This window comes from Kribbella jejuensis, from assembly GCF_006715085.1.
GTDB classification, from domain to species: domain Bacteria; phylum Actinomycetota; class Actinomycetes; order Propionibacteriales; family Kribbellaceae; genus Kribbella; species Kribbella jejuensis.
Window position 1 is genome coordinate 1041756 of sequence record NZ_VFMM01000003.1, and the last position, 25924, is coordinate 1067679.

Consider the following 25924-nt stretch of genomic DNA (forward strand, 5'->3'; position numbering starts at 1 on the left):
TATCACGCTCCCATCGCGTGGTAGCCGCCGTCGACGTGGATGATCTCGCCGGTGGTCGAGGGGAAGAAGTCGGACAGCAGCGCGACGATCGTGCGGCCGGTCGGCTCCAGGTCGGACGGGTCCCAGCCCAGCGGGGCGCGGTCGAGCCACGGCTCCTCGAACTTCTCGAAGCCCGGGATCGCCTTCGCGGCCAGCGTCTTCAGCGGACCCGCCGACACCAGGTTGCAGCGGATGCCCTGCGCGCCGAGATCGCGCGCCAGGTACCGGTTGGTGGATTCGAGCGCCGCCTTCGCCACGCCCATCCAGTCGTAACCCGGCCAGGCGACGGTCGCGTCGAACGTCATCCCGACCACGCTGCCGCCGCGGCTCATCAGCGGCGCACACGTCACCGCGAGCGCCTTCAGGCTGTACGCCGACACGTGCACGGCCTGCGCCACGTCGTCCCACGGCCCGTCGAGGAACTTGCCGCCGAGGATCGTCTCCGGGTTCCCGTACGCGATCGAGTGCACGACCCCGTCCAGCCCGTCGACGTGTTCGCGGACCGCGTCCGGCAACGCGGCCAGGTGCTCGGCGTTCGTGACGTCGAGCTCCAGTACCGGCGGCTCGACCGGGAGCCGCTTGGCGATCCGCTTGGTGATGCTGAGTGCACGGCCGAAGTTGGAGATCAGTACCGTCGCGCCCTGCTCCTGCGCGACCTTGGCGGTGGCGAAGCCGATGGACGAGTCGAGGGTGACCCCCGCGACCAGGATGCGCTTGCCGTCGAGGATGCCCATCAGTTGCCCATCCCGATTCCGCCGTCGACCGGGATCACTGCGCCGGTGATGTAGCCGGCCTCCTCGGACGAGAGCCAACGGACCGCGTTCGCGATCTCCGAGGTCAGGCCGAACCGCCCGAGCGGGATCTGGCTCAGGTACTGCTTCTGGGTGTCCTCGGGCAGTACGGCGGTCATGTCGGTCTCGACGAACCCGGGCGCGACCACGTTCGCGGTGATGCCCCGGCTGCCCAGCTCGCGGGCGATCGACCGGGCCATCCCGATCAGGCCGGACTTGCTGGCCGCGTAGTTCACCTGGCCGGGCGAGCCGAGCAGGCCGACCACCGAGGAGATGAACACGATCCGGCCCTTGCGCAGCCGCAGCATGCCCTTCGCGGCCCGGCGGGCGACCCGGAACGAACCGGTCAGGTTGGTCTGCAGGACCTGGTCCCAGTCCTCGTCGGACATCCGCAGCAGCAGGGTGTCGCGGGTGATCCCGGCGTTCGCCACCAGCACCTCGACCGGGCCGTGCTCGGCCGCGATCGTGTCGAACGCGGCGTCCACCTGCTCCTGGTCGGTGATGTCGCACTTCACGCCGAGGAAACCCTCCGGCGGCGGGCTGGAGTTGTAGGTCACGGCGACCTGGTCACCCGCTTCCTTGAACGCGGTCGCGATCGCCAGCCCGATGCCCCGGTTGCCTCCGGTCACCAGTACAGACCTGCTCACTAGCCCTCCTCACGTCGTCGGTCGGAGGAACGCTATCCCAACTGCGCCGGTGGGTCCGACTCAGGAGTCTTCGAGCCGGAAACCGACCTTCATCGTCACCTGGTAGTGGTCGATCTGGTTGTCGGCGAGGTGGCCGCGGATGTCGGTGACCTCGAACCAGTCCAGGTGCCGAAGCGTCTCCCCGGCGCGCGCGATCCCATTGGTGATCGCCTGGTTCAGCCCCTCCTTGGACGTGCCCACGATCTCGGTGACCCGGTACGTGCGATCGGTCATGACATACCTCTCCCTGCCTGGCTGCGCTGGGGCGGGTAGCGCGGCGTACCGTTGTTCTTGGTGAGGAGGATAGATGTCGAGACGCCATCAGCGGAGCAGCACGGCGGTCATCTCGGTGACCAGTGCGCAACCCGGCCGGTCCGAGGACCTGGACAGCCGGATCGTGCGGTACGCCTGGATGATGTCGATCCGGGTGGTGTGCTTCGTGCTCGCGGTGATCACGCCGTCGCCGTGGCGATGGATGTTCGTCGTCGGCGCGATCGTGCTGCCGTACTTCGCGGTGGTGCTGGCCAACGCCCATCGCTCCGTCACCCAGGACGGCGGGAACGCGTTCATCGCACCCGCCCGGCCGGCGATCACCGAGCGCCCGGCGGTCGTCGTACCGGCCGACCCCGAGCCGGCCCAGGACCCGAATCAGCAGCCGAATCAGGACCGCCGGACCGACACCGAAAAGTGATCTTGGCCGGGACTGGAAAACTTGGACTGATCCGTGTCAGAATCTCCCGCGTGCTCTGAAGTTCATGAGTGAAATTCAGGGACTTGATGCGGCGTCGGACGGCTCCCCCCGTGGCTGTCCGACGTCGCTTCATTTTTGCCCAGGCTATTGATTATTGAGACATCAGGAATGCAGGAATGTGACCGAAGAAGCCGTATCGACCGTCTGCTCCGCCAGGGGTTGCAGCAACCAGGCCACCTGGGCGTTGCGCTGGAACAACCCGAAGATCCACACGCCGGACCGGCGCAAGACCTGGCTGGCCTGTGACGAACACAAGGACAGCTTGTCCGACTTCCTGGACCGCCGGTCATTCCTGCGCGAGGTCGAACCATTCACGTAAGTGAATGTCGAGCAGCCACGCCCGGGAGATACCGAAAAAGAGTATTTCCGGATTAGGCCGGAGTCGCGCGGCTTAGCTTGCGGCTTAGCCCGGGCTTGGCTCAACCGCCGATCGCGGACATCGGCCGGGACGGTTGCAGAAAGCTCGGGTCGTTGATGCCGTGGCCCGGCAGTTTGCCGATCATCGCGCGCCGCCAACGGTCCGCGAGTTCCTCGTCGTCGGCGCCGGCCCGCAGTGCCGTCCGCAGGTCGGATTCGGTGCGCGCGAACAGGCAGTCCCGGACCTGGCCGTCGGCGGTCAACCGGACCCGGTCACAGTCGCCGCAGAACGGCCGGGTGACCGAGGCGATGATGCCGACCGTCTGCGGCCCGCCGCCGACCAGGAACGACTCGGCCGGCGCGCTGCCGCGCTTCGACGCGTCGTCCGGCGTCAGGTGGAACCGCTCGGTCAGCATGCCGAGGATCTCCTCGGCGGTGATCATCGTCGACCGGTCCCAGCCGTGCTGCGCGTCCAGCGGCATCTGCTCGATGAACCGCAGTTCATAGCCGTGCTCGAGGCAGAACTCCAGCAATTGCGGCGCTTCGGTGTCATTCACGCCGCGCATGAGGACCGCATTCACCTTCACCGGCGTCAGATCCGCGTCGTTGGCGGCCGCCAGTCCGGCGATCACGTCCTTCATCCGGTCCCGGCGGGTCAATTTCTTGAACGTCTCCGCGTCGACCGTGTCGAGGCTCACGTTCACCCGGTCCAGACCGGCTTCCTTCAGCGCTTCCGCCTGCCGGGCAAGGCCGATCCCGTTGGTGGTCACCGACACCTCGGGGCGTGGCGTGAGTTGCGTCGTACGAGCGACGATGTCGACCAGGCCGCGGCGCAGCAGCGGTTCGCCGCCGGTGAAACGGATCTCCTGCACGCCCAGGTGCGTGACGGCGATCGAGACCAGCCGCACAACCTCGTCGTCGGTGAGCAGCTCGGGCTTCGCCAGCCAGTCCAGCCCCTCCTCCGGCATGCAGTACGTACAGCGGAGGTTGCAGCGGTCCGTGAGCGAGACGCGGAGGTCCGTCGCGACCCGGCCGTACCGGTCCGCCAGGCCCGTTCGCGTCGCGTGCTGGATCACCGTCATCCCCCCACAATACGTGCCCCGTCCGTGCCGGGCGTCGGCCGTTTCAGGCGATGGCTTAAGTTCGACACGTGGGCCGTATCGTGAACATCCGCTGGATCGCCGCCGCACTGGGGGTCCTGCTGCTGGCAACCGTGTGCGTCGAGCTCGGTCGCTGGCAGCTGCACCGGCTCGACGAACGCAAGGCGCGCAACGCGGTGACCAGGGCCAACCTGGCCGCCCAGCCCGCGCCCATCGACCAGATCCTCGGCCCGCAGGGCGTGGTCGGAGACCAGCACGCCTGGCGGACCGTGGTCGTCACGGGGACGTACGACGCCTCGAAGCAGATCGTGCTGAAGTACCGCAACGTCGACGACCGGCCCGGCTTCGAGATCGTCACGCCGCTGATGCTCTCCGACGGCAAGGCGCTGCTGGTGGATCGTGGGTTCCTCCCCCGCCAGAGCTCCGAGCTGATGCCGCTGCACGTCCCCGCCGTACCGACCGGGCAGGTGACGGTGACCGGGAGGCTGCAGCGCAGCGAACGCGGCGGTCACACCACCGGCGGCACGCCGGACGACGGGACGGCGCGGCTGATCAACGGCCCCGATTTCGCGAAGGTCCTCGGCCTGAACCTGTACGACGGGTATGTGCAGATCACCAAGCAGGATCCTCCGAACGATCCGTCGTTCAACGGGTTCCCGGGGCCGGAGATCGACGACGGTCCACACTTCTTCTACGCGTTGCAGTGGTTCTTCTTCGCGCTGCTGGCGATCGGTGGACTGGTCTACTTCACGAAAACGGGAGGCCGTGGTGGCAAGGACGAGCCCGGAGACAAACCCGAGAACGTCGAGCAACCCGCGGCCCACGCCGGCGCGGCGGATTGAGGACTACGCGCTGATCGGCGACCTGCAGACCGCCGCGCTGGTGTCCAAGCAGGGCTCGATCGATTGGTTGTGCTTTCCACGGTTCGACTCCCCCGCGTGCTTCGCGGCGCTGCTCGGCACCGACGACAACGGCCACTGGCGGATCGCCCCGCAGGACGCCGACGCGATCAGCAGCCGGCACTACCGCGGCGACACGCTGGTGCTGGAGACCGAGTGGTCGACGCCGGGCGGGTCCGTCCGGGTGATCGACTTCATGCCGCCGCGCGACGCGGCGCCGGACGTGGTCCGCATCGTCGAGGGCATCAGCGGTTCCGTCGAGATGCGATCGGAGCTCAAGCTGCGGTTCGACTACGGTCACGTGGTGCCGTGGGTCCGGCGCTCCGACGGGCAGATCGATGCGATCGCCGGGCCCGACGCGGTCTCGCTGCGCTCCGACGTCCACCAGTACGGCCGCGACCTGACGACGTACGGCGACTTCCGGATCGGCAAGGGCGACCGGGCCTGGTTCGTGCTGACCTGGCACCCGTCGCACCACCCGGTCCCGAAGGCGACCGACGCGATCGGTTCGCTCAAGCCGACCGAGGATTTCTGGACCGACTGGATCGGCCGCGGTACGAGCGCGACCGACCTCAGCGAGGAGGTGACCCGGTCGATCCTCACGTTGAAGGCGCTGACGTACGCGCCGTCCGGTGGCATCGTCGCCGCGCCGACCACCTCGCTGCCCGAATCGATCGGCGGCGCGCGGAACTGGGACTACCGGTACTGCTGGTTGCGCGACGCAACGATGACGCTGTCCGCGATGCTCCGCGCCGGGTACACCGACGAGGCCGAGGCCTGGCGGAACTGGCTGCTCCGCGCGATCGCCGGCTCGCCGCAGGACGTGCAGATCATGTACGGCGTGACCGGCGAACGCCGGCTGACCGAGTTCGAGGCCGGCTGGCTGCCCGGGTTCGCCGGCTCGGCACCGGTACGGATCGGGAACGCGGCCGCGGAACAGCTGCAGATCGACGTGTTCGGCGAGGTGATGGACGTGCTCGCGCTGTCCCGGGAGCACCAGATCGGCGCCACCGACGAGGCGTGGCAGGTGCAGCGCGGGCTGATGCGGCACCTGGACGAGGTGTGGAACCAGCCGGACGAAGGGATCTGGGAGGTTCGCGGCGGGCGGCAGCACTTCACGTACTCCAAGGTGATGGCGTGGGGCGCGTTCGACCGGGCCGCGCGGGCGGTCGAGCGGTTCGGGCTGAGCGGGCCGGCCAAGGAGTGGCGGGCGCGCGCGGACGAGATTCACCAGGCGGTGTGCGATCAGGCGTACGACCCGGACCGCAACACCTTCACCCAGGCGTACGGCAGCAAGGCGCTCGACGCCGCCGTGCTGCTGATCCCGCAGGTCGGGTTCCTGCCGCCGGACGATCCGCGGGTCGTCGGCACGGTCGACGCCGTCCAACGGGAGCTGACCGCGGACGGCTTCGTCAAGCGGTACCTGACCGAGCACACCGACGACGGGCTCAGCGACGACGAGGGGACCTTCCTGATCTGCTCGTTCTGGCTTGCCGACGCGCTCGCGATGGTCGGCCGGGTCGGCGAGGCCCGCGACCTGTACGAGAAGCTCGTTGCCCTACGCAACGACGTCGGCCTGCTCGCCGAGGAGTACGACGTGAGCTCCGGGCGGATGCTCGGCAACTTCCCGCAGGCGTTCTCCCATCTCGGTCTGGTGAACACGGCTTGGCACCTGACGACGGCGGAATCCCCGGTGCGTAAGTCGGCGTACTAGTACTTGCCGTGGGCTACGAGATGCGCGGTGTGGTGGCTTACGGCAGGATGGTGGGTGTGGACCTCGGACTGCGCGATCGCACCTATATCGTCACCGGCGCCAGCGCCGGACTCGGCTTCGCCACCGCGAAGGCACTGGCCGCCGAAGGCGCGCGGCTGGTGATCTCCAGCCGCAACGAGGAGTCGATCGCGCGGGCCGCCGCCGAACTGTCAGGGCTCGGCGGGAGCGTCGTCGGGATCCCGGTCGACAACGCCGACCCGGAGAGCGCCGAGCGGCTGGCGGCGACCGCGATCGCCAAGTGGGGCGACCTGCACGGCGCACTGATCAGCGTCGGCGGACCCCGCGCCGGGACCGCGCTGGACTCCGAGGAGGACGACTGGCGAGCGGCCTTCGAGAGCGTGTTCCTCGGCGGGTTGCGGATCGCTCGAGCGGTCGCCCGGGCCGGTGCGGAGGGTACGTCGATCGCCTTCGTGCTGTCGTCGTCGGTGAAGTCCCCGATCAACGGGCTGGCGATCTCGAACGGTCTGCGGCCCGGGCTGGCGATGGTCGCCAAGACGCTCGCCGACGAGCTCGGCCCGAACGGCATCCGGGTCAACGGCCTGATGCCGGGCCGGATCTCCACCGACCGGCTGAAGGAGCTCGACGGCAAGTCGGGCGACCCGGAGGCGGCCCGCCGCGCCTCGGAGAAGACCATCCCGCTGCGCCGCTACGGCACTCCGGACGAGTTCGGCCGGGTCGCCGCCTTCGTCCTGTCCCCCGCCGCCTCCTACCTGACGGGCGCCATCATCCCGATCGACGGCGGCGCCCTCCGCACGATCTGAACCGCCCACCCCCGCACCCCCCGGTCCGTCCCGGTCCCGGCCCGGGTCTGCCATTCCGGTGGTTCACCTCCGAAACGGTCCCTTCACCCCTCCCATGCGGGTTGCGGAGGGGCGGCGCGGGTGGTTAACCGCTCAAATGGCGGGGGGTGCGAGGGGATTGGATCTCAGCCCCACTGGCCCGGGACGTAGTCGCCGGCGGGCTGTTGGGTGATGACGTTGAGGCGGTTCCAGGTGTTGATGCCGGCGATCGCGGCGACCAGGGCGGCCAACTGGTTCTCGTCGTAGTACTTGGTCGCGTTCAGCCAGACGTCGTCGGGGACCCCGCCGGCGGCGTCGGCGATCCGGGTGCCGGCCTCGGCCAGCGCCAGCGCGGCCCGTTCGGCGTCGGTGTAGACGGTGGCCTCCCGCCAGACCGCGACGAGGTTGATCCGGACGGCCGTTTCGCCATGATGCGCGAGGTCCTTCGAGTGCATGTCGACGCAGTACGCGCAGCCGTTGATCTGGCTGGCCCGCAGCTCGACCAGTTCGAGCGTCGACAGCGGTACGCCGGCGTCGAGCGCGGAACGGGCCGCGGAGTTGAGGTGCTTGACGAACTTGCCGAGCACCGGGTTGGTGAACAGATCCAGACGTGCATCCATAACTGCTGTCTCCTAGCGAATGAGCGTGTCGATACCCATCCGACGAGACAGCGCTACGGAATGTCAGGGATCCGGTTGCCGTGCTCGTCCCAGTGTTCGGCGACCTTCTTGCTGGGCTGCACCCGCGGCGGTTCGCCCGGCATCTTCGGGTAGTCGGGCGGGAAGTTCAGCTCGCCGCCGGGCAGTTCCTCCCACAGGCGCAGCAGCGGGTCGAGCGGGTACGCCGTACTGTCCATCTCGGCCCACGGGTCGCCGTCGGCGAGGTAGTCCGGGACGGTGTGCAGGTTGAACGCCCGCGGGTCGTCGACCTCGGCGAGCCGCTCCCAGGTCATCGGCGTACTCACCGGGGCGCCCGGGCGCGGCCGGAGCGACCAGGCGCCGGCGACGGTCCGGTCGCGGAGGTTCTGGTTGAAGTCGAGGAAGATCGACGCCTCGCCACGCTGCTCCTTCCACCAGGCCGTGGTCACGCCGTCGTCGCGGCGTTCGAGCTCGCGGCCCAGACCGATCGCCGCATGCCGGACCTCGTCGAACGACCACTCGGGCCGGATCCGCACGTAGATGTGGATCCCCCGGTTCCCACTGGTCTTCGGGTACCCGCGGAGGCCGAGCTCCTCGAGCAGTTCGCGCGCGACGGCGGCCACCCGCCGGGCGTCGGCGAAGGTGGCGCCCGGCTGCGGGTCGAGGTCGATGCGCAGCTCGTCAGGTTGGTCGAGATCGGTTTTCCGGACCGCCCACGGGTGGAAGGTCAGCGTGCCCATCTGGGCCGCCCAGACGGCCGCGGCGGGCTCGGACAGGCACAGCTCGTCGATCGGGCGGCCGTTCGGGGTCAGCACGCGGCAGGTCTCGAGCCAGTCCGGTGCGCCCTTCGGCAGGCGCTTGGAGTAGAACCCGTCGCCGGTCTGCCGGCCGATCGAGTCCACCGACAGCGTCATCCCCTCGCGCCAGCCGCCGGGCCAGCGCTCGAGCGCCACCGGCCGGTCCCCCGAGGCGCGCATGAACGCCGGCGCCACGGCGACGAAGTACTCGCAGACCTGCAGCTTGGTGACCTCCGGAGCCCAGTCGGTCGCCTCGTAGACGACCCGCTCGGGACTCGAGACCCGGACCTCGCGCTCCCCCACGGTGAGCATCACCGCCGTGCTCTTCGCCATGCGGTGACGGTATCGCCCCCGACCGACCAAATCCGGCGGGCAGCACAGGAGACAGCGCGGAAAGACAACTTTTCTCGACCTCTGGCCACAGTAGGTGACCGGGCGGTAACGTTCCTGCACCTCGTTCCTGGGGCGTGAGGCCTCCGGGACACCTGACAAGGAGCGCGAGGATGAACAGATCCGCCCTGTTCGCCGCTGCGACTGCAGTGGTGACCACCACCGCCCTCGGACTGACCAGCGCATCGACCGCCACCGGTGCACCGACGGCGTCTCCTGTTCCCACACCCGCCGCGGCCGTCGCCAAGGCCAGGGAAGCGATCAGCAGCAACCTGACCGCGCTGCGGGCCACAACCGCCGACGCGTTCGTGGTCAAGGACGTGATCGTCGACAAGGACGGAAGCAGCCACGTCCGGATGGACCGCACCATCGGCGGGCTGCCGGTCCTCGGCGGCGACGTCGTCGTCCACGAGACCAAGGACGGCGCCTTCAAGGGCGCCAGCCTGACGCTCACCAGGAGCGCGAACATCAGCCGTACGCCGAAACTCACGGCCGCCACCGCGACCACGAAGGCACTCACCAACGGTCTGAAGGCCGAAGGCAGGCCCAGCCTGGTGATCGAGGCCCGCAAGGGCGCGCCACGGCTGGCCTACCTGGTCACCACGGCCGGCACTCAGAAGGACGGTACGCCGAGCCGCATCACGACCACGATCGACGCCCTGACCGGCGCGAAGCTGATCAGCGAGCAGCACATCGAGACGGTCACCGGTGACGGCAAGAGCCTGTACTCCGGCACCGTCCCGCTGGAGACCAGCACGGCGACCGGCGGGTACACGCTGACCGACGCGACCCGCGGCGGCGGCTGGACCGGCGACGCGAACAACAAGACCGACTCGGTGCTGTGCCAGCTCTTCCAGCTCGGCTGCCCGGCGCCGACGAAGTTCACCGACGCCGACAACCACTGGGGCACCGGCACGACCGCCGACCGGGCAAGTGCGGCCGTCGACGCGCACTACGGCGCCGCGACGACGTACGACTACTACAAGTTCGTCCACGGCCGGAACGGGATCTTCGGCGACGGCAAGGGCGTCCCGAGCCGGGTGCACTACGGCTCCAACTACGTGAACGCGTTCTGGGACGGTAAGCAGATGACGTACGGCGACGGTGACAACGTCGCGGCCGGTCCGCTCGTCTCGCTGGACGTGGCCGGACACGAGATGTCCCACGGCGTCACCGAGCACACGGCGAACCTCACGTACTCCGGTGAGTCCGGCGGCCTGAACGAGGCCACCAGCGACATCCTCGGCACGATGGTCGAGTTCTACGCGAACAACACCTCGGACCCGGGTGACTACTACATCGGCGAGAAGATCATGAAGGACCGCCCGGCGCTGCGCTACATGGACAAGCCGAGCAGGGACGGCACCTCGCCCGACTGCTACTCGTCCGGCGTCGGGAACCTCGACGTGCACTACTCCTCCGGGATCGCCAACCACTTCGCGTACCTGCTCGCCGAGGGCACCGGCGCGAAGAACATCGGCGGTCTGCCGCACAACTCGCCGACCTGCAACGGCTCGACGCTCACCGGCATCGGGCACGACAAGCTCGGCAAGATCTGGTTCCGCGCGCTGACGACGTACATGACCAGCGGTACGACGTACGCCCAGGCCCGGACCGCGACGCTGAACGCGGCCACCGACCTCTACGGCGCGAACAGCGCGGAGAAGGCCGCCGTCGCGGCCGCCTGGTCCGCGGTAGCCGTCAACTAGCGGTCAACTGGCTGGACTTCGCCGGGTCCTGTCCCACTGGGGCGGGCAGGACCCGGCGAACAAGCGCTTTGTCCATTGCCAGCCGCAGGGTCCGGACCTACCGTCTCAGCTATGGGTGGGGACCCCGGGGGCGGGCCGCGGCTGCGTGCCGCACGGCCACTGCTGCTCGTCGTGGACGCTGACCCGGAGCGTCTGGAGCGGTGCGAGACGGAGCTGGATCGTGGCTTCGGCGCGGACTTCCGCGTTCGTGGCGAGCTGACGGCGGCGGCCGCGCTCGACTGCCTGCAGCGGGCACACGACTGGGAGCAGCGGGTGGCCGTCGTACTCGTCGACCACGCACTGCCCGCCGACCAACGGGCCGCCGTACTCGCGGCGTCGCGGACGCTGCACCCGGACGCGCGACGCGCGCTGCTGATCGAGTGGGGCGCCTGGGCCGACCGTACGACCGCCTCGGCCATCCTGTCGGCGATGTCGGTCGGCGACATCAACTACTACGTGCTGAAGCCGTGGATCGCGCATGACGAGTTGTTCCACCGGACCGTGGCCGAGTTCGTCCAGGAGTGGTCGCGGTACGAGGTCGCGAACCTGCGTGAGGTGGTCGTGATCGCGGCCGGCAACTCGGTGCGTGGTCAGGCGGTGCGCAGCCTGCTGGCCCGTAACGGGATCCCGAGCGCGTTCCGGGAGAGCGGCTCGGCGCTCGCGAACGACGTACTGGAGTTCATCGGCGAGCCGGATCCCGGGACCGGGGTGCTGGTCTGGATGCCGGCCGTCGGCGGCGCCGTCCTGCACGATCCGACCGACGCGGAGATCGCGGAGGCGTGGGGTGTGCCGACGACGCTGGAGTCCGACGACACGGCGTTCGACGTGCTCGTGATCGGTGCCGGGCCGGGTGGGCTCGCGGCGGCGGTGTACGGGTCGTCGGAGGGCCTGCGGACGCTCGTCGTGGAGCGGGAGTCGATCGGTGGGCAGGCGGGGACGAGCTCGCTGATCCGGAACTATCTGGGGTTCTCCCGTGGCATCCGCGGGTCGGAGCTGGCCCAGCGCGGGTACCAGCAGGCCTGGGTGTTCGGCGCGCACTTCGTGTTGATGCGGACCGTCGGCCAGTTGGAGTGGCGCGACGGCCGGTTCCACGCCGTCATCGAGGACGTGGGTGAGGTGACGGCGCGGGCCGTCGTGCTCGCGACCGGCGTCTCGTACCGGCGGCTCGACGTGCCGGCGCTCGAGCGGCTCGTCGGGAACGGCGTGTACTACGGCGCGAGCGTGTCGGAGGCGCACGGCCTGAAGGACCGGGACGCGTGCGTGGTCGGCGGCGGCAACTCGGCCGGCCAGGCGGTGCTGCACCTGGCCCGGTACTGCCGGCACGTGTTGCTGGTGATCCGCGGCGAGGACCTGTCGGCGAGCATGTCGCAGTACCTGATCGACGCGATCGATGCCGCGGGCAACGTCACCGTGCGGGCGTCCAGCGAGGTGGTCGACGGCGGCGGTGACGGCCGGCTGCAGCGGTTGACGCTGCGGGACCGCAAGACCGGCACCGAGGAGGACCTGCCCATCGACGGGCTGTTCGTGATGATCGGTGCCGTACCAGGGACCAGGTGGCTGCCCGCCGAGGTCGCGCGGGACAAGCTCGGCTTCGTCCTCACCGGCTCCGATGCCGGCGCCGATCCGCTCTGGCGGGAAGGCCGCCCGCCACAGCCGTACGAGACGACGCTGCCCGGCCTGTTCTCGGTCGGTGACGTCCGCTCCGGCTCCGTCAAACGGGTCGCGTCCGCGGTCGGCGAAGGGTCGGTGGTGGTGTCCCAGATCCACACCCACCTCAAGGTCGCACCGGATGCCTGAGCGGCGCTTCGTCTACACGCCCGCCATGGTCGGGCTGACCGCGCTGGTCCTGCTCGTCCCGATCGCGGGTCTGGTGTTGTTGCGGCAGGCGCCGGCTCTCGACGTGCACTGGGAACATCACCCGACACATTTCTGGCTGGTACTGCTCACGGCAGCGTTGGGCGCGGTACTGGCCTATCTCACCGGTGCCGCCGCGCTGCGGCGAGGTGACGCACGGGTGCTGTTCGTCTCGCTGGCCTTCCTTTCCGCGGCCGGATTCCTCGGACTGCACGCACTGGCAACCCCGAAGGTCCTCCTCGACACCCCGAACGCCGGCTTCACCCTCGCGACGCCGGTGGGCGTGGCGCTGGCGTCGGTGTTCGCCTTCCTGTCCAGCCTGACCGTCTCCGGCACCACCTGGGGGCGGCGAGCTCGTGACGGGCTGATCGTCGTGATGGCCTTGTGGGCGGTGGCTTCGGTACTGCGGCTGCCGCCGCTGCACGCGACGTCCGTCCCGGAAGTCGCCGAGGGCATCCTGCGAGGGCTCGCCGTACCCGCGGTAGTGCTGTACGGCGTCGCGGCGGCTCGCTACCTGCGGATCTGGTGGGAGCGCCCGTCGCTGATGGTGCTGTCGATGATCTCCGCGTTCGTGCTGCTCGGCGAGGCGATGGTCGCGCTGGTGTTCGCGCGGAACTGGGCGCTGTCGTGGTGGGAGTGGCACGTGCTGCTGCTGGCGGCGTTCGTCCTGGTCGTGGCCGGCGTACGGATCCAGTGGTACGAGGAACGGTTCGCGGATCTGTACCAGGCGGACACCGTCTCGGGGCGCCGGGAGCTGACGGTGCTGTTCGCCGATCTCCAAGGGTTCACCGCGTTCTCCGAGCAGCACGATCCGGCCGAGGTCACGGCGATGCTCAACACGTACTTCGAGGTCGTTGTCCCGCCCGTCGTCCGGCGGCACGGCGGCGAGGTCGACCGGATCATCGGGGACGCGCTGATGGTCACGTTCAACAAGCGCGGGGACCAGCCGGATCATGCGGCCCGGGCCGCCGCGGCCGGGCTCGCCCTGCAGGACGCCGCGACCGCCGTCCGGGACGCGCATCCCAACTGGCCGCAGTTCCGGGTCGGGATCAACAGCGGGATCGCATCGGTCAGCCTGCTCGGGACCGAAGGCGGGCGGACCCACACCGTCATCGGCGACACGGTGAACGTCGCCTCCCGGATCGAGGGAAAGGCGCCCGCTGGAGGGGTCGCCATCGGGACGGCCACGAAAGCGCTGCTGCCGCGGGCACGCACCGAGTCCCTCGGACTGGTGAGTCTGAAGGGGAAATCCGAGCCTGTCGAGGTGTACCGGTTGCTGGCGCTCGACGAGTGATCGCCCTCGCGCCCGGCCCGGACAGCGCCGCGTGCATGATCACCCGTGCCTTTGCGGTCCGTACCGGGTGTTCACGTGTTGGCCCTTGGAACGATCACGTGCCGGTGTGAGAATCCGGGCCATGTCTGCCCTGATCCGACCACCCCGCCGCCTGGGCGTCCTCGTGGTCACCTCGAGTCTCGTCCTCGCCGGCGCCGCCGCCTTGGTCGCCCGGCCTGCCGACGCCGCCTCCACCGACGTCCTCATCACCGAGGTGTACGGCGGTGGCGGCAACAGCGGAGCGCCGTACACCAACGACTTCATCGAGCTGACCAACAACAGCTCCGCCCCGGTCGACGTGAGCGGCTGGTCGGTCCAGTACGCATCCGCTGCCGGTACGTCGTGGCAGGTCACCAAGCTGACCGGCAGCATCGCGCCCGGCGCCGCGTACCTGATCCAGGAGAGCGGCGGCGCGAACGGGCAGCCGATGCCGGCGCCGAACGTGACCGGAACGATCCCGATGTCGGCCACCGCCGGCAAGGTCGCACTCGTCACCAACCAGACCGCGCTCGCCTGCGGCTCGGCCTGCCACGCCGACCCGGCGGTCCGCGACTACGTCGGCTTCGGTACGGCGAACGACTCCGAGACCGCGCCGGCACCGGGCCTGTCGAACACGACCTCGGCCGCCAGGTCGAACCCGAAGCAGGACACCGACAACAACAGCGCTGACTTCGCCGCGGGCAACCCGTCGCCTGGCACGCTGACCGGTGGACCCGCTGAGCCGCCGCTGGACGCGAAGATCCACGACATCCAGGGCGCCGCGCACCGCTCACCGCTGGAGGGCAAGCGGGTCACCGACGTCACCGGTGTGGTGACCGCGAAGAGCAGCAGCGGATTCTGGTTCCAGGACACCCAGCCGGACGCCGACCCGGCCACCAGCGAAGGCATCTTCGTCTTCACCAGCTCCGCGCCGACGGTTTCGGTCGGCGACGCGCTGAGCGTCGAAGGCACGGTCGCCGAGTTCCGCCCGGGCGGCTCCGGCGGTACGACGAACCTGACAACCACCGAGCTCACCAACGCGAAGATCACCGTGACCGGGACGGCCGCCGTACCGGCTCCGACGATCGTCGGCCCGGGCGGGCGAGTCCCGCCGTCGACCGTGATCGAGGACGACGCGAACGGTGACGTCGAGAAGACCAGCACCGCGTTCGACCCCGCCACCGACGGCATGGACTTCTGGGAGTCGCTCGAGGGCATGTGGATCGGCATCAACCAGCCCGAGGTCACCGGCCCGACCAGTTCGTTCCGCGAGCTGTCCGTCGTACCGGCCGGCTCCGGCGTACGCACGGTGCGCGGCGGGATCCTGCTGCAGAAGACCGACTCCAACCCCGAGCGGATCCTGCTGGACGACGTGCTGACGCCGGTCCCGGACGCGAAGACCGGCGACAAGCTGGCCGGGACCGTGACGGGTGTCGTCGACTACTCGTTCGGGAACTTCAAGTTCCTGCCGACCACCACGCCGACCGTGATCGACGGCGGCGTGCAGCGCGAGGTGACGAAGGCCTCGCTGCCCACGCAGCTGTCGGTGGCGACGTTCAACGTGGAGAACCTGGACCCGTCCGACGGCGACGCCAAGTTCGACGGGCTCGCGCAGGCCGTCGTGCACAATCTCGCGGCGCCGGACATCCTCGGGCTCGAGGAGGTCCAGGACAACGACGGCGCGATCAACTCCGGTACGACGGCCGCCGACAAGACGCTGAACATGCTTGTCGCGGCGATCGTGAAGGCGGGCGGACCGACGTACGCCTGGCGCGAGATCGACCCGGTGGACAACGCCGAGGGTGGTGAGCCGGGCGGCAACATCAGGGTCGCGTTCATGTACCGCACCGACAAGCCGCTGAAGTTCGTCGACACCCCGGGCGGCGGCTCGACGACCGCCACGACGATCGTCACCGACCCCGCGGGACGTCCGCACCTGAGCTCCTCGCCGGGGCGGGTCGACCCGGCCAACCCGGCCTGGGCCGCGACCCGGGTGCCGCTCGCCGGCGAGTTCAAGTGGCACGGGCAGACCGTGTTCGTGGTCGTGAACCACTTCAGCTCCAAGGGCGGCGACGACCCGCTGTGGGGCCGGTTCCAGCCGCCGGTGCAGTCCAGCGCCCCGAAGCGGCACGAGCAGGCCGCCGCGGTCCGTGGCTTCGTCGACCAGATCCTGGCCAAGGACAAGGGCGCGAACGTCGTCGTACTGGGTGACCTGAACGACTTCGACTGGTCGCAGACCGCGGACATCCTGGTCGGATCCGGCAACACCGCGCTGGTCGACCTGCCCCGGACGCTGCCGCTGCCGGAGCGGTACAGCTACGTGTTCGAGGGCAACAGCCAGATCCTGGACCAGATCCTGATCTCGCAGAACCTCCGCCCGACCGCGTCGTACGACGTCGTGCACATGAACGCGGAGTTCCCGGACCAGATCTCCGACCACGACCCACAGGTGGTGAAACTCACGCCGCTGCCGTCCTGGGTGCGCTAACCCCTGGCTAACCGCAGTGTTACGTCGGTCGCCCGGGCGGGGTTTTCGCGTCCGGGCGACCGATACTGGTGTGGTGACAGACGACACGAAGCAGTACGCCGTACAGAAGTCCGAGGCGGAGTGGAAGGCGCAGCTCTCCCCCGCCGAGTTCCACGTCCTGCGCCAGGCCGGTACCGAGCGGCCGTTCGTCGGCGAGTACACCGACACCAAGACGGTCGGCGTCTACAAGTGCCGCGCCTGCGACGCCGAACTCTTCCGCAGCGAGACCAAGTTCGACTCGCACTGCGGCTGGCCGTCGTTCTTCGCGCCGCTGGCCGAGGACCGCGTGGAGTACATCGAGGACTCGACCCTCGGCATGAAGCGCGTCGAGGTCCGCTGCGCCAACTGCGGTTCCCACCTCGGCCACGTCTTCGAAGGCGAGGGCTACGGCACCCCCACCGACCTCCGCTACTGCATCAACAGCATCAGCCTCACCCTCGCCCCGTTGTAGATTGGGTCGGCTGGTCGACTCTGGGGAAGGAAATCGGTGGCTGACGAGGTCCGTACACCGCGGGTTCTGGATGTCCTTTCGGCGGCGGAGCCGTGGGAGGTGCCCGCGGCCTGGGTGGAGCGGATTCGCGCGCAGCTGAAGGTCTGGGCGGCCGATCCCGACGCGTTGCGCCCGCTGCGCTCCGACGCCTTCCCGGACTTCGTCAAGGGCACACCGGCCGCCGTCTGGTTCACCCACCAGGTGGCGCCGCTGCTGACCGGCTGGATTCCGGTCCTGCACGGTGAGTACGCCGACCTGTCCGCCGAGCTGACCCACGACTTCTACCGGCCCTCCTCGCGCCTGGGTGGAAACGGGCACGTGATCTACGTGGCGCCGACCGACTGGCACCTGCAGGCGATCGCCGGAGCGCGCGGCTTCCGCGAGCTCGGGCGCAAGCACGCGCTGCTGGTGTCCCGCGACGTGGTCCGGCTGTTCGTCGACGCGCCACCGATGGCGGCCCGCGCCGAGGCGCTCGCGGCCGCGTTCGACCGGGTCGTCGCCGACCGCGAGGCGACCCATCTGCACATCACCGGCGAGTACGACGAGATCGCGAAGTACTGGCGGACCGACGCGCTCCGGCCCGGTGAGCGCGCCGTACTGCCCGAGCTGGCCGGCCCGACCGCCGCTCTGCGGTACTCGATCAACTCGATCCGCGACACGCACGCCCGGCTGCTGATGACGAGCCCGGACGAGTACGCCGGTGACTTCGCCCAGGTGCTGGCCGAGCTGATCCTGGCGTCGGGCCTGCGCGGCATCCCGCAGGCCGTGGCAAACATCCTCGGCGACGCGACCATCGACGTACACCACGCGCTCGAGGAGATCGCGCCGCGGTTCAACCTGCACACCTGGCACGGGCACGTCAACCAGTGGATGTCGCGTGCGATCCGGAGTGGGCAGTCACCACTCGCGCGGGCCTGGGGCGCCGCGGCCGCGCGGGTCGGCGTGCACCTGTCCGGCGTACTCAGTAAGCAGCCGTGGCCGGAGCCGGAGATCCCCGACCTGACCACGCTGTTCCGGATGCTCGACCGGGAGCGGTGGAGCGCCCTGGAGACGGCCGCCGCGGCCGAGCAGGACCACTCGCTCTCGGCCGCGTGGAGCAGCGTCAAGAAGGACGCCGAGGACGGGCAGACTCCGGCCAAGAGCAGCGGCGTGGACGTGAACGAGCCGCTGCCACCGAAGCCGGTCGACCTGACCGACAACCCGCTCGCCGAGCTCGACTCGCTGATCGGCCTGGAGTCGGTCAAGGACGCCGTCCGCAAGATGGTCGCCGAGGTGAAGACGAACCTGCGCCGCGCCGAGCTCGGTCTGCCCAGCCACGAGCGGGCCCGGCACATGGTGTTCGTCGGCAAGCCCGGTACGGCGAAGACCACGATCGCGCGGCTGCTCAGCCGGATCTACCACCAGCTGGGCGTGCTGGAGAAGGGCCATGTGGTCGAGGTCGACCGGTCCGACCTGGTCGGTGCCGCGGTCGGTTCGACCGCGCCGATGACCGCGGCCAAGTTCCGCGAGGCGCTCGGCGGTGTGCTGTTCATCGACGAGGCGTACAGCCTGACGCCGGAGAACACGCCCGGCGACTACGGCTTGGAAGCGGTCGCGACGATCCTGAAGATGATGGAGGACCACCGCAACGACTGCATCGTGATCGTCGCCGGGTACCACCGCGAGATGCAGCGCTTCATGGAGTCGAACACCGGTCTGCAGTCCCGGTTCCCGAAGCTGCTGTCGTTCAGCGAGTACGACACCGACCAGCTGGTCCAGATCTTCGAGCTGCAGGCCAGGCAGAAGGGCATGATCTACGGCGAGGAAGTGCTCGACAAGGTCCGGAGCGTGATCCCGCCCGCACCGCGTGGCCACAGCTTCGGCAACGGCCGCTTCATCCGCAACGTCCTCGAAGAGGCCGTCTCCAACCAGGCCACCCGCCTGTCCGCCCTCGACCCCCACAAACTCACCGAACGCGACCTCCGCGAACTCATCCCCGCCGACGTCCGCCCCCCAACCTCCATGCGCGCCGAGGACTACCTCCTGCAGAAGCCCGGCACCTGAGTCACCCAGGATTCCTGGATTACAGGATTCCTGGTATTGTGGAAGCATGGACACTCACATCGGTTTCGCGGCAGTGCAGCCGAAGAACGGGACGATCACAATCCCGGCACAGCTTCGGCGCCGGTTCGGGCTCGACAAGCCTGGTGCCCAGGTGGAGATCATCGTCCGCGACGGTGAGATCGTCCTGCTGCCCCACGTTGCGGTACCAGCCGAGCAGGCGTGGTTCTGGTCCGAACGGTGGCAGGCCAAGGAGCGAGAGGCCGACACGGACCTGGCCGCCGGTCGCGCGACCACGTTCGACACGGCCGAGGACTTCTTGGCACACCTGGAGCAGATCAACGCCGAGGCCGACGACGCCGACCGCACCTCAGGCGAGTAGACCGCCGGTCGATGAAGTACCGCACCGCGGGCACGTTCGATCGTGACCTTGCCCGCCTCCCCGGCGATCACCGGCAGATGTTCCTGAAGATTCTGAGCGAACACTTTCTGCCCGCCATCGCCGCCGGCAGTTTCACCGGTACGCCGCCGTGGCCCAAACGTCTCCGGATACATCAACTCGCAGGCGGCATCTACTCCATCACGTGGAGCTTCACCGGTCCTGACGGTCGGGCGACGTTTCATCTCGAGCGCACCGACGACGGCGAGACGATCCTCGTCTGGCGCCGTATCGGCACTCACGACATCTACGACCGGCCCTAGACGGGGGTCGCGAGGGCTACTGGGTTGCCGTCGGGGTCGGCGAGGTAGGCCTGGCGTTCGCCCCAGGGCATGGTGGCTGGTTCCTGGAGGATGGGGTGGCCGGCGGCGCGGAAGCGTTCGATTTCGGTCTCGACGTTGTCGACGTACACGAACAGTTCGAAGCGAGGCGCCGTGCCGACGGTGATGCCTAGCTGGGCCTCCGGCCAGTTGGCGTCGGACAGGCCCAGGGAGGACTCACCGCGCTCGAGGCCGACGTAGTGCGGCTCGCCCTCGAGCGGGAACTGGTACGTCGGCCGGTACCCGAGCAGGGTGTAGAACTCCACGGCCCGGCGTACGTCGGAGACGTACAGGACCGGGAACGCCTTAGACAAGGTTCGCGATCAGGTCGGCGACGTCGGTCCGCTTGCCCGTGTAGAACGGGATCTCCTCGCGGGTGTGCCGCCGCGCCGACGCCGCCCGCAGCTCACGCATCAGGTCGACGATCCGGTGCAGCTCGTCCGCCTCGAAGGCCAGCATCCACTCGTAGTCGCCGAGCGCGAACGCCGCGACCGTGTTCGCCCGTACGTCGGGGAAGGTGCGCGCCATCTGACCGTGCTCGGCGAGCATCGCGCGGCGCTCCTCGTCCGGCAGCAGGTACCACTCGTAGGACCGGACGAACGGGTACACGCAGACGTACGCGCGCGGCTCCTCGTCGGCCAGGAAAGCCGGGATGTGGCTCTTGTTGAACTCGGCCGGCCGGTGCAGCGCGAACTGCGACCAGACCGGGACCAGGTGCCGGCCCAGCCGCGACCGGCGGAGCGCGTGGTACGCCTGCTGCAGCGCGTCCGAGCTCGGCGCGTGCCACCAGATCATGAAGTCGGCGTCGGCCCGGAACCCCTCGACGTCGTAGATCCCGCGGATCACCACGTCGTCGGCCGCCAGCTTCCCGACCAGGTCGGTCAGCTCCGCGGTCAGCTCGTCCCTGTCCGCGTCCCCGAGGGGCGTCTCGACCTTGAACACCGACCACAAGGTGTAGCGGATGACGTTGTTCAGCTCACGGGCCTTCGGCTTACCAGTCACGACTTCATTGTCTCCAATGCGTCCAGGTGCTCCCGCACCCGGGTGGCCGCCTTGCCACCCGATGCCACGCACGCGGCGATCCCGACCCCCCGGTACGCCGCCCCGCAAACGGCCAGCCCCGGTACGCCGGCCACCGCCGCCTCGACCCGGTCCACCCGGTCCAGGTGGCCCACCGCGTACTGCGGGAGGCCGCCGCCCCACCGAGTCACCAGCGATCCGACGACACCGTCCAGCCCGATGGCCTTCCGCAGATCGGCGACCGCCAGCTGGACCAGCTCTTCGTCGGAGCGCTGCAGCACGTACTCCTCACCGAGCCGGCCGACCGAGGTCCGCAGGACCGCGAGGTCTCCCCCGGCTTCGGCGGACCAGGCCCATTTGGCATGCGAGTACGTCGCCGCCTTGATGGTCCTGTCCTCCACCGACGGCACGAGGAAGCCCGAGCCGGTCGCGCCCGCCGGCCAGTCGGCCTTGCGGACCGCGAGCGTGACGATCGCCATACTCGCGTACTCGATCGCGGCGAGTTCGGTCGTTGCCGCGGGCACCAGTTCGGCGAGCATCCGGGCGGCCGGCGCCGCGGGTACGGCGACCACGATCGCGTCGGCGGTCAGGTACGTCGGCGCGGGCACCGGCCCGGCCTCGAGCTCGAACCCCTCCGCGGTCCGCGCGATCCGCCGTACCGCGAGCTTGGTCCGGATCTTGACGCCGCGGGCGGTCAGGTCTTGTTCGAGGGCTGTGACGAGGCGGTTGATGCCGCCGACGACGCCAGCGAACACGGGCTGGCCGGCGCGCTTCTGGCCGAGTTCGCGGAGCTCGGCGGTGGCGGCGAGCAGGCTTGGCGCGGTGCGGAGCCTCGCGTACAGGTCGGGGACGGCGGCGGCGAGCGAGATCTCCTCGGCCTTCCCGGCGTACACCCCGCCGAGCAGGGGGTCGACCAGCTTGTCGGTGACCGCGGGCCCCATCCGTTCGGCGACGAAGCGGCCGATCGCTACGTCCTCGGTCAGCGCGGGCGCGGGCAGGTCCGACTCGTGGGCGACTTGTTCGGCGGCAGCCTCCCCGAGTACGTCGGTGGTCGCGGACGGATCGACCGGTACGCCCATCACGGTCGGGGGGATCGCCCGGATCCGGTCGCCGATCCACAGCCCGGCCGAGGTGGTTGCCGGATGCACCAGATCGTCGGCGAGGCCGACCGCCTTGATCAGCTCCACCGCCTCCGGGCGACGGGCCAGGACCGACTCGGCGCCGAGGTCGACCGGTACGCCTTCGAGGTCGGCTCCGGCCAGCTTCCCGCCGAGCCGCGGCGAACCCTCGAGGATCGTCACCTCCGGCGGGTTCGGACCGGTCACCAGCGCGTGCGCCGCCGCCAGCCCGCTGATCCCGCCACCGACCACCACGACCCGGCTCACCCGGCTCATAAGTCCTCCAGTACGTACTTCTTGCCCGGCCCGAGATCGGTGCTCGAGACGCCGACCTGCCGGAAACCCACCCGGGTGAGGACCGCCTGCGACGCCGGGTTCCGGTCCGAGGCGCCCGCCCGGAGTGAGGTCAGTCCGTAGCTGGGCGCCAGCTGGATGATCGCGCGCACCGCCGCCGTCGCGAGACCGCGGCCGGCCCACTTCTCGGCGATCCGGTAGCCCAATTCGGCCTGTCCGTCGACGAGGTCGATCAGATTCACCCGGCCGACGACCGCGCCGTCACCGTCGACCAGCACGTGGAACCGGCAGATGTCCGCCTCCTGCTCGGCGAGCTGCGCCGCGTGCCGGGTCGGGAAGTCCGCGAAGTACTCGTCGCCGCGGTCCCAGATCCACTTGGCGAAGTACTCCCGGTTCTCCAGTTCGAAGGCGAGTACGGCGTCCGCGTGGTCCGGGCGCAGCGGCTCCAGCGTCACGCCGTGATCAGGCAGGTACATGAGCGGAGTGCACATACTGGGTGATTCGGCGCAGCACGTCGGGGTCGGCGTCCGGCGGCACGCCGTGGCCGAGGTTGAAGATGTGGCCGGGTGCGGCCTTCCCCTCCGCGAGGATCCGGTCGATCTCGGGCTCGATCGCGTCCCACCCGGCGAACAGCAGCGCCGGGTCGAGGTTGCCCTGCACCGGCTTCGGCGTACCGATCCGGCGTACTGCCTCGTCCAGCGGGACGCGCCAGTCGACGCCGACCACGTCCGCGCCGGCCGCGCTCATCAGTCCCAGTAGCTCGCCCGTGTTCACGCCGAAATGCACCCGGGGTACGTCGTACTGCTTGATCGCCTCGAACACCCGCGCGGTGTGCGGCAGCACGAACCGCTCGTAGTCCCGCGGCGACAGCCCGCCCGCCCACGAGTCGAACAGCTGGATCGCCGACGCGCCGGCCTCCACCTGGACCGCCAGGTACGCGATCGCGACGTCGGCGAGCCGGTCCGCGAGCGCGTGCCACAGCTCCGGGTTGCCGTGCATCATCGCCTTGGTCTTCGCGAAGTCCTTGCTCGGACCGCCCTCGACCAGGTACGACGCGACCGTGAACGGGGCGCCCGCGAAGCCGATCAGCGGCGTACCGCCGAGCTCGGAGACGAGCTGCTGCACGGCCTCGGTCGTGTACGGGACGTCCGCCGGGGTGACCGGCCGGACTCGTCCGACCCCTTCCGCGTCCCGGATCGGGTCCGCCACCACCGGGCCGACGCCCGGCTTGATATCGATGTCGAAACCGGCCGACTTCAGCGGGGCCACGATGTCGGAGTAGAAGATCGCCGCGTCGACGCCGTAACGACGGACCGGCTGCAGCGTTATCTCGACGACGAGGTCCGGCCGGGTCAGGGACTCCAGCATCGAGACCCCCTCGCGGACCTTCCGGTATTCGGGCAGCGCCCGCCCGGCCTGCCGCATGAACCACACCGGCGTGTGCGGCGGACGCTCACCCCGAGCAGCAAGAAGATAGGCGGAACGGTCGAGCGAGGAGGGTAACGTCGGGGCCACGGACCGATGATCCCACCCGGTCCACTCCGGATCCGGCGCGGGGCCCTCCCGTACCGTGTCCTGCCGCAGGCGCCGCCATACACAGAGCTACCGGCGCGTCTAAGCAAGCGGCGGTGAGTAATCAGTCGTAGGCTGCCGACATGGGTGCCCGCAAGCAGGTCGACGCGCCACCCGCGGAGTTCGCCGAGGCAGTCTCGCAGTTACGGGGTGCCCGGTTCCGGCCCGAGGTTTTCGTCGAGGAGATGCCCGCACCGCAGCGGATCGCACCGCATGCGGCGGCGGTCAGCGCGGACGTGACGGTCGACGGTGACGATGTCGCCACCGGCCGCCTGGTCGTCCTCTACGATCCCGCGGGGAACGACGCCTGGCAGTCGACCTTCCGCTGTGTCGCGTACGTGCGTGCCGCCGTCGAACCGGAGATGGTGACCGACGCGCTGCTCGGCGGCGTGGGCTGGACCTGGCTGATGGAGGCGCTGGCCGACCGCGGCGCCGACTTCCTGGCGCCGAGCGGTACCGTGACCCGCGTGGTATCGGAGAGCTTCGGCGGCATGGCCGACGACGACGCGACCGCGGAGATCGAGATCCGCGCGTCGTGGAGTCCTGTGCCGGGACCCGGTGGCGTCGTGGACGTGACGCAGCACGCCGAGGCCTGGGGCGAGGTGCTGTGTACGGCGGCCGGCCTGCCGCCCGTTCCGCCGGGAGTGGTCGCGATGCCGACCCGTCGCGGTCAGCGGGGCCGATGAGCCCAGCCGACACCCAGCCGCCGGTACCAGTCGACCCGACGGCGCCGAACCAGGAAGGAAACCTCCCCCTGCTCGAGCTCCGGGACGGGCTCTCGGAGGTCGTCGACACCGATGCCGCGCTCGCGGACACGGTCGAGGCGTTCCGCTCCGGAACCGGCCCGGTGGCCGTCGACGCCGAGCGGGCGTCCGGTTACCGGTACTCGCACCGCGCGTACCTGGTCCAGTTGCGCCGCGAGGGTACCGGGTCCGCGCTCGTCGACCCGATCCCGTTCGGCGACCTGTCCGCGCTCGGTGACGCGATCGTCGACGCCGAGTGGATCATCCACGCCGCGAACCAGGACCTGGCCTGTCTGGCCGAGGTCGGGATGGTGCCGCGGCGGGTGTTCGACACCGAACTGGCCGGCCGCCTGCTCGGCTACCCGAAGGTCGGGCTCGCCTCGCTTGTCAGCGAAGTACTCGGCTACCGGATGCGCAAGGAGCACTCGGCGGCCGACTGGTCGACCCGGCCGCTGCCGGCGCCCTGGCTGGTGTACGCCGCGCTCGACGTCGAGATGCTGATCGAACTGCGGAACGCGATCGAGCAGGAGCTCCGCCAGGCCGGCAAGTGGGAGTGGGCCGAGCAGGAGTTCGCCGCGATCCTCGACGCCCCGCCGCGGGAGCCGAAGCCGGACCCGTGGCGCCGTACGTCGGGCATGCACCGGGTCCGGAACCGCCGCAGCCTGGCCGTGGTCCGCGCGCTGTGGGAGGCCCGCGACCAGATCGCGGCCGCAGCGGACATCTCCCCCGGCCGGATCCTGCCCGACGCCGCGATCGTCGAGGCCGCGTCGGCGATGCCGGCCGACCGCGACGCGCTGCAGAAACTGACCGCGTTCAAGGGTCGCGGCGCGCATCGGCACATGCGGACGTGGTGGGAGGCGGTCGACCACGCCCGCAAACTGCCCGAGTCCGAGCTCCCCAAGCAAGGACCGCGGTACGACGGCCCGCCGCCGGCCCGCGCCTGGGCCGACCGGGACCCGGACGCCGCCGCCCGGCTGTCGACCGCCCGGACCGCGGTCGCCGAGATCGCCGAGGCACACCGCCTGCCGACCGAGAACCTGCTCGCCCCCGACACCATCCGCCGGCTGGCCTGGTCCCCGCCACGCGAGGTGACCGTCGAGGTGATCACCAGGTTCCTCCGCGACCACCACGCCCGCCCCTGGCAGATAGCCCTCACCGCCGAGGTCCTCACCGACGCCATGACATCAGAGGCCCCGGCCAACCCCCTCGACTAACCCTTGTTCGGCCAGGAAGCCCTCACCTAGGGAGCGAAGCGGACAGATCTTGTCCGCTACTCGTCAGATCCTCGCGGATCTCACGGCGCAAGGTGAGCAGCGTCTGGAGGGCGCCGATCAGGATGACGGTGGCGATGACGGCGAAGATCTGGCGGTAGCTGAGCAGGCTGACGAGCAGGCTGCCGAGTGCGAGCGAGATGGCCTGGGGCGTCGAGATCAGCACCTCGACCGC

The 25924-nt window shown here is 69.8% G+C and carries 27 protein-coding genes; 15 read left to right on the top strand and 12 right to left on the bottom strand.

All coding sequences use genetic code 11. From position 1 onward, the window contains the following. Positions 1-2: 2 nt before the first annotated feature. Genes fabI through FB475_RS32725 form a run of 3 tightly spaced genes read right to left on the bottom strand, consistent with a single transcriptional unit; the run spans position 3 to position 1750 of the window. Entirely contained in the window at positions 3-773 is a 771-nt protein-coding gene (gene fabI, locus FB475_RS32715) for an enoyl-ACP reductase FabI (RefSeq protein ID WP_185759530.1), read from the bottom strand. Then, positions 773-1477, bottom strand: coding sequence for a 3-oxoacyl-[acyl-carrier-protein] reductase (fabG, locus tag FB475_RS32720; RefSeq protein WP_141861527.1), 705 nt, complete (start codon positions 1475-1477; stop codon positions 773-775). Before fabG ends, fabI begins: the two co-directional genes overlap by 1 nt. A gap of 60 nt (positions 1478-1537) precedes the next feature. Then, a complete protein-coding gene (locus FB475_RS32725; protein WP_141861529.1) occupies positions 1538-1750 on the bottom strand; it encodes a dodecin in 213 nt (70 codons plus the stop codon). Positions 1751-1823: 73 nt separating this feature from the next. On the opposite strand from FB475_RS32725, the gene FB475_RS32730 reads away from it, so the two are divergent. Both FB475_RS32730 and FB475_RS32735 read left to right on the top strand, forming a co-directional pair. Then, positions 1824-2207 (top strand): DUF3099 domain-containing protein, encoded by a 384-nt coding sequence (locus FB475_RS32730; RefSeq protein WP_141861531.1) that lies wholly within the window; start codon positions 1824-1826, stop codon positions 2205-2207. Positions 2208-2385: 178 nt separating this feature from the next. Further along, positions 2386-2586: a hypothetical protein gene (locus FB475_RS32735; RefSeq protein ID WP_141861533.1), complete on the top strand. Its 201-nt coding sequence runs from the start codon at positions 2386-2388 to the stop codon at positions 2584-2586. A gap of 100 nt (positions 2587-2686) precedes the next feature. Here FB475_RS32735 and moaA read toward each other — a convergent pair whose 3' ends face one another. After that, positions 2687-3706, bottom strand: coding sequence for a GTP 3',8-cyclase MoaA (gene moaA / locus FB475_RS32740; protein ID WP_141861535.1), 1020 nt, complete (start codon positions 3704-3706; stop codon positions 2687-2689). A gap of 68 nt (positions 3707-3774) precedes the next feature. On the opposite strand from moaA, the gene FB475_RS32745 reads away from it, so the two are divergent. From FB475_RS32745 to FB475_RS32755, 3 genes are read left to right on the top strand one after another with little or no spacing between them, the layout of a single operon-like run. After that, positions 3775-4566, top strand: coding sequence for an SURF1 family cytochrome oxidase biogenesis protein (locus FB475_RS32745; protein WP_238332577.1), 792 nt, complete (start codon positions 3775-3777; stop codon positions 4564-4566). Beyond that, positions 4493-6337, top strand: a complete 1845-nt coding sequence (locus FB475_RS32750) for a glycoside hydrolase family 15 protein (RefSeq protein ID WP_141861537.1) — start codon at positions 4493-4495, stop codon at positions 6335-6337. Before FB475_RS32745 ends, FB475_RS32750 begins: the two co-directional genes overlap by 74 nt. Before the next feature lie 47 nt (positions 6338-6384). Beyond that, entirely contained in the window at positions 6385-7158 is a 774-nt protein-coding gene (locus FB475_RS32755; RefSeq protein WP_238332587.1) for an SDR family oxidoreductase, read from the top strand. Between the two features lie 164 nt (positions 7159-7322). On the opposite strand, the gene FB475_RS32760 is transcribed toward FB475_RS32755, so the two are convergent. Together FB475_RS32760 and FB475_RS32765 are read right to left on the bottom strand one after the other, a co-directional pair. Then, on the bottom strand, positions 7323-7796 hold the full coding sequence (locus FB475_RS32760; RefSeq protein ID WP_141861541.1) for a carboxymuconolactone decarboxylase family protein: 474 nt from the start codon (positions 7794-7796) through the stop codon (positions 7323-7325). A 53-nt stretch (positions 7797-7849) separates the two neighbouring features. Next, positions 7850-8944 carry a DNA polymerase domain-containing protein gene (locus tag FB475_RS32765; RefSeq protein ID WP_141861543.1) on the bottom strand — a complete coding sequence of 365 codons (1095 nt, stop codon included), beginning with the start codon at positions 8942-8944 and terminating at the stop codon, positions 7850-7852. A 170-nt stretch (positions 8945-9114) separates the two neighbouring features. Between FB475_RS32765 and FB475_RS32770 the strand changes: the two genes are divergently transcribed. From FB475_RS32770 to FB475_RS32805, 8 genes are all read left to right on the top strand, one after another. Then, positions 9115-10710, top strand: coding sequence for a M4 family metallopeptidase (locus tag FB475_RS32770; RefSeq protein ID WP_141861545.1), 1596 nt, complete (start codon positions 9115-9117; stop codon positions 10708-10710). A 111-nt stretch (positions 10711-10821) separates the two neighbouring features. Next, a complete protein-coding gene (locus FB475_RS32775) occupies positions 10822-12546 on the top strand; it encodes an NAD(P)/FAD-dependent oxidoreductase (RefSeq protein WP_141861547.1) in 1725 nt (574 codons plus the stop codon). Beyond that, a complete protein-coding gene (locus FB475_RS32780) occupies positions 12539-13897 on the top strand; it encodes an adenylate/guanylate cyclase domain-containing protein (protein WP_141861549.1) in 1359 nt (452 codons plus the stop codon). Before FB475_RS32775 ends, FB475_RS32780 begins: the two co-directional genes overlap by 8 nt. A 121-nt stretch (positions 13898-14018) precedes the next feature. Beyond that, a complete protein-coding gene (locus tag FB475_RS32785; RefSeq protein WP_141861551.1) occupies positions 14019-16403 on the top strand; it encodes a lamin tail domain-containing protein in 2385 nt (794 codons plus the stop codon). 73 nt (positions 16404-16476) lie between these two features. Beyond that, a complete protein-coding gene (msrB, locus tag FB475_RS32790) occupies positions 16477-16893 on the top strand; it encodes a peptide-methionine (R)-S-oxide reductase MsrB (RefSeq protein ID WP_141861554.1) in 417 nt (138 codons plus the stop codon). A gap of 36 nt (positions 16894-16929) precedes the next feature. Continuing rightward, positions 16930-18975 carry an AAA family ATPase gene (locus FB475_RS32795; protein ID WP_141861556.1) on the top strand — a complete coding sequence of 682 codons (2046 nt, stop codon included), beginning with the start codon at positions 16930-16932 and terminating at the stop codon, positions 18973-18975. Between the two features lie 46 nt (positions 18976-19021). Then, positions 19022-19354 (top strand): AbrB/MazE/SpoVT family DNA-binding domain-containing protein, encoded by a 333-nt coding sequence (locus FB475_RS32800; RefSeq protein WP_141861558.1) that lies wholly within the window; start codon positions 19022-19024, stop codon positions 19352-19354. An 11-nt stretch (positions 19355-19365) separates the two neighbouring features. Continuing rightward, positions 19366-19674, top strand: a complete 309-nt coding sequence (locus FB475_RS32805; RefSeq protein ID WP_141861560.1) for a hypothetical protein — start codon at positions 19366-19368, stop codon at positions 19672-19674. On the opposite strand, the gene FB475_RS32810 is transcribed toward FB475_RS32805, so the two are convergent. Genes FB475_RS32810 through hemE form a run of 5 tightly spaced genes read right to left on the bottom strand, consistent with a single transcriptional unit; the run spans position 19671 to position 23678 of the window. Beyond that, on the bottom strand, positions 19671-20045 hold the full coding sequence (locus tag FB475_RS32810; protein ID WP_141861562.1) for a VOC family protein: 375 nt from the start codon (positions 20043-20045) through the stop codon (positions 19671-19673). The two genes, FB475_RS32805 and FB475_RS32810, sit on opposite strands and share 4 nt — an antisense overlap. Then, the gene (hemQ, locus tag FB475_RS32815; RefSeq protein WP_238332578.1) at positions 20038-20733 is read right to left on the bottom strand and encodes a hydrogen peroxide-dependent heme synthase; all 696 of its coding nucleotides are present in this window, start codon (positions 20731-20733) and stop codon (positions 20038-20040) included. The genes FB475_RS32810 and hemQ overlap by 8 nt, the downstream gene beginning before the upstream one ends. After that, complete coding sequence (gene hemG, locus FB475_RS32820) at positions 20730-22145, bottom strand: protoporphyrinogen oxidase (protein WP_141861564.1); 1416 nt, start codon at positions 22143-22145, stop codon at positions 20730-20732. Before hemG ends, hemQ begins: the two co-directional genes overlap by 4 nt. After that, positions 22142-22639 (bottom strand): GNAT family N-acetyltransferase, encoded by a 498-nt coding sequence (locus tag FB475_RS32825; RefSeq protein ID WP_141861566.1) that lies wholly within the window; start codon positions 22637-22639, stop codon positions 22142-22144. The genes hemG and FB475_RS32825 overlap by 4 nt, the downstream gene beginning before the upstream one ends. Continuing rightward, complete coding sequence (gene hemE, locus FB475_RS32830; protein ID WP_141861568.1) at positions 22626-23678, bottom strand: uroporphyrinogen decarboxylase; 1053 nt, start codon at positions 23676-23678, stop codon at positions 22626-22628. Before hemE ends, FB475_RS32825 begins: the two co-directional genes overlap by 14 nt. 140 nt (positions 23679-23818) lie before the next feature. On the opposite strand from hemE, the gene FB475_RS32835 reads away from it, so the two are divergent. Together FB475_RS32835 and FB475_RS32840 are read left to right on the top strand one after the other, a co-directional pair. Further along, complete coding sequence (locus FB475_RS32835; RefSeq protein WP_141861570.1) at positions 23819-24421, top strand: DUF3000 domain-containing protein; 603 nt, start codon at positions 23819-23821, stop codon at positions 24419-24421. Then, positions 24418-25692: a ribonuclease D gene (locus FB475_RS32840; RefSeq protein ID WP_141861572.1), complete on the top strand. Its 1275-nt coding sequence runs from the start codon at positions 24418-24420 to the stop codon at positions 25690-25692. The genes FB475_RS32835 and FB475_RS32840 overlap by 4 nt, the downstream gene beginning before the upstream one ends. A gap of 22 nt (positions 25693-25714) precedes the next feature. Here the strand turns inward: FB475_RS32840 and FB475_RS37045 are convergent. Beyond that, positions 25715-25924: hypothetical protein (locus FB475_RS37045; RefSeq protein ID WP_202878635.1), on the bottom strand; the 210-nt coding region annotated here is incomplete at its 5' end.